2 protein-coding genes are annotated in these 3,012 nt (G+C 62.2%); both read right to left on the reverse strand.

The window, feature by feature from the left end:
• Positions 1 to 248: 248 nt before the first annotated feature.
• A complete protein-coding gene (gene istB / locus ACR652_RS13590) occupies positions 249 to 1,016 on the reverse strand; it encodes an IS21-like element IS1631 family helper ATPase IstB (protein WP_038952109.1) in 768 nt (255 codons plus the stop codon).
• A gap of 4 nt (positions 1,017 to 1,020) precedes the next feature.
• Entirely contained in the window at positions 1,021 to 2,778 is a 1,758-nt protein-coding gene (gene istA / locus ACR652_RS13595) for an IS21-like element IS1631 family transposase (RefSeq protein WP_100214066.1), read from the reverse strand.
• Between the last annotated feature and the right edge of the window lie 234 nt (positions 2,779 to 3,012).

Raw genomic sequence — 3,012 nt, forward strand, 5'->3', positions numbered from 1 at the left:
CCGCGGTCGAAGATGATTCTTCAGGCGATAGTTCGGTTACACCGAGCTATGGCGGAATCTGGGTGATGACGGTGTGAGGAAGGCGGCGTATCGAGGCGGGTGACGAGCCTGCCAGAACCTCTCGAGGAGAGCGATACGCCATGACCGAGACTACCAATGTTCTTGCTTTCCGTCCCCGCGGGTCACTTCAAATTCCTCCGGGTGTGGTCAGTCAAATTCCTCCACCCGCGAGGCAGGACAAGGGACTGTTAGTTTGAGTTTGTTTCCCGGGCAAGAGCTTCAGCGGCTTCTTTGAGCCGATAGCTGCGTCCGTCGAACTCAAGCAGATGGCAATGATGCATAAGGCGATCGAGGATCGTCGTGCTCATAGTGTTGTCCCCAAGGTATGCCCCCCAATCCTGCACGACGCGATTGGAGGTGACGATGACGCTGCGGCGCAGTTTGTAACGCTGATGGATCAGGGTCTGCAGCAAAGTGCCGGCGTCGTCGGGGATGGCGCGTGCGAGGAATAGATCGTCCAGCACGAGGAGATCGCAGTCGATGATGGTTCGCAGCCGGACCTCGCGTTGTGCCGGAGAGTTCAGGGCGTAGCGGTGGAAGAAGTCGTCGGTCTCAAGATACTGGACCTTGTGGCTTTGCAGGATCGCCTGATAGGCAATCGCCTTGGCGATGTGCGACTTCCCGGTGCCAGGTTTGCCAACAAGCAGAGCGTTCTCGCCAGCGGCAATGAACGCCAGGGTGTGGAGCTGGAAGCAGGTCTGACGTGGCAGTTTGGGATTGAAGGACCAGTCGAACTCGGCGAGCGTCAGCTTTTCGTCGAGCCCGGATTGCTGGTATCGCCGCTCGATAAGACGGGACTGACGACGGTCCAGTTCATCCTGCAGGATAAGGGAGAAGGTCTCGAGGAAGGGCTGGTTGGCGCCCTGCGCCTGGAGCACGCGCGTCTGCAGCGTGTCGCGGACACCCGACAGGCGCAGCTGTCGTAGGCAACGCTCAATTTCCGGCATGGTCATCATGTGGCTAGGTCTCCAGTTTAAGGTGAGAAGGTGCAGCGGGAGCGCTCGTGGCGCCGGAGTTGGCCGGGGTTGCGCAGGCGACACGAGCGCGGATTGCCGTGGCGTGATCGTCGTGAGCCTCGGCCTGCCGACCATTGTCGTCGGCGTCGCGCCGCACAGCGCGGCTGAAGAGGTCGCCGTATTCCGCGGGGGTACGGATCAGCGGATGATCCTGGGTGAGCGGCGATGCCGGCTGTGGCGTCACTCCAACCTGCTCGATCGCCTGTTCGAACAACCGCTCGACGGTCGCACGCACGTGCTTGTAGCGGTAGATGCGGTTGTCGATGGCGTGCGCGCAGGCCTGCTCGACCAGCCGCGCCGGATACTTCCGGCCCAGCCCGACAATGCCCCACATCGCGCGCTGTCCGGGGCGCCCTTCGGTGTCGAACACCTGCTGGCACAAGGCCCTGGTCTGCGGTCCGATGCGCTCGGCGCTCGCCAGCAGCACGGCGGTTTGCCGCGACGGGTTGAACGGCCGTTCGCTGGTCGGCAGGACGACAGAACCGGGGTGCGCCATCCGGGAATGAACACGCAGCAGCGCACGGGTGTGGCGATCACGGATCTCGATCGTGGTGGTGTAGATGCGCACGACGACCTGGCTGCCGATCGGCGCGGGCCGCGCGGCGTAATAGCTGTTGTCGACGCGTACGGTGGTGTCGTCGCAGACAGTCCGGACGACTTCGGTGAAGATGCGGAAGGGAGCGACAGGCAGCGGCCGCAGGTGCGGCTTCTCTTCCTGGAACATCGCCTCGACCTGACGGCGCGTGCTGCCGTGGATGCGTTTGGAAGCCCAGTTCTCCTCCCAGTGCCTCAAGAACTCGTTTTGCGCCTCCAGCGTCTCGAAGCGCCGTCCGGCCAGCGCAGTGCCCTGGGTATGTTGAATCGCATTCTCGACGCATCCTTTCCGATTTGGATCGGCCACGCGCGCGGGATCGGCGACCACGGCGTAATGAGCCAGCATCGCGCTGTAAATCGGGTTGAGCTGGGGCTCGTACAAATCCGGCTTGAGGACGCCTTCCTTCAGGTTGTCGAGCACGACATAGCTGGGGACCCCGCCAAAATACCGGAACGCCTCTTCGTGGAGCTGCGCCCAGACTTGTTGGCTGGACTTCCAGACTACCCGCCGGAAGCTGCGCCGCGAGTAGCGTAGCGTCATCACGAACAGGCGGGGACGACGGTACCGCCCGCTCTTCGGATCAACCGTCGGCGCGCCCTCGCCATAGTCGACCTGAGCTTCCTCGCCGGGGAGGAACTCAAGACGATCAAACTGCTCAGGATCAGCGTGCCGCAACCGGCGCACAAACCGCTTGACACTCTGGTAGCTGGACGGAAAGCCAAATTGATCAACCAGGTCCTGGTAAATCGCCTGCGCGTTCCGCTTCAGCCGGACCTGTTCTTCGATCCACGTCCGATGCGCTTCGCAAGCCGAACGGGCCAGGCTGCTGGTGACCGTCGCTTCCGATGTCCCAAAAGCCGGTGGTCGGGGTGGAGGAATTTGGCCGTCCGCGCTCACCGAGCCGGTGGTCACTTCCCCGGGGGAATTTGCCTCCGCACCGGCCCGCAGCGCCTGATAACGCCGGATCGTCTTGCGATCGACACCCGTCAGCCGGTGAATCTCGCGCTGGCTGGTGTTGCGATCAAGTAATGTAAGTACGGTGCTTTGCAGATGTCGCTTCAAGACGTTCAACTCCCCGGCCCCTTGCTGGCTAAAGGGGTCGAACATAAACGTCCTGCCTGACCGGCTACTGCTGTTCAGCGGCGCTGACGGCGATCATCAGGTGGGGGAGTTTCAAGTGACCATACCCGGGGGATTTTGACCGACCCACGGGGTGGCAGAGTCGTTGGCTCATCCAGCCAATCCACAAGCGCTAATCAAGTTGATGAACCGGGAGATAGCCCCCGCTTTGCGGAAACACTTGCAGGTATGGAGCCAGGCGGGTCGTCATCTGAAACAAGG

This window comes from Methylocystis sp. (assembly GCF_051061225.1).
Taxonomy (GTDB): Bacteria; Pseudomonadota; Alphaproteobacteria; order Rhizobiales; family Beijerinckiaceae; genus Methylocystis.

Coding starts and splice junctions, on each gene's coding strand:
- istA (WP_100214066.1), bottom strand. CDS start 2,778: ATGTTCGACCCCTTTAGCCAGCAAGGGGCCGGGGAGTTGAACGTCTTG.
- istB (WP_038952109.1), bottom strand. CDS start 1,016: ATGATGACCATGCCGGAAATTGAGCGTTGCCTACGACAGCTGCGCCTG.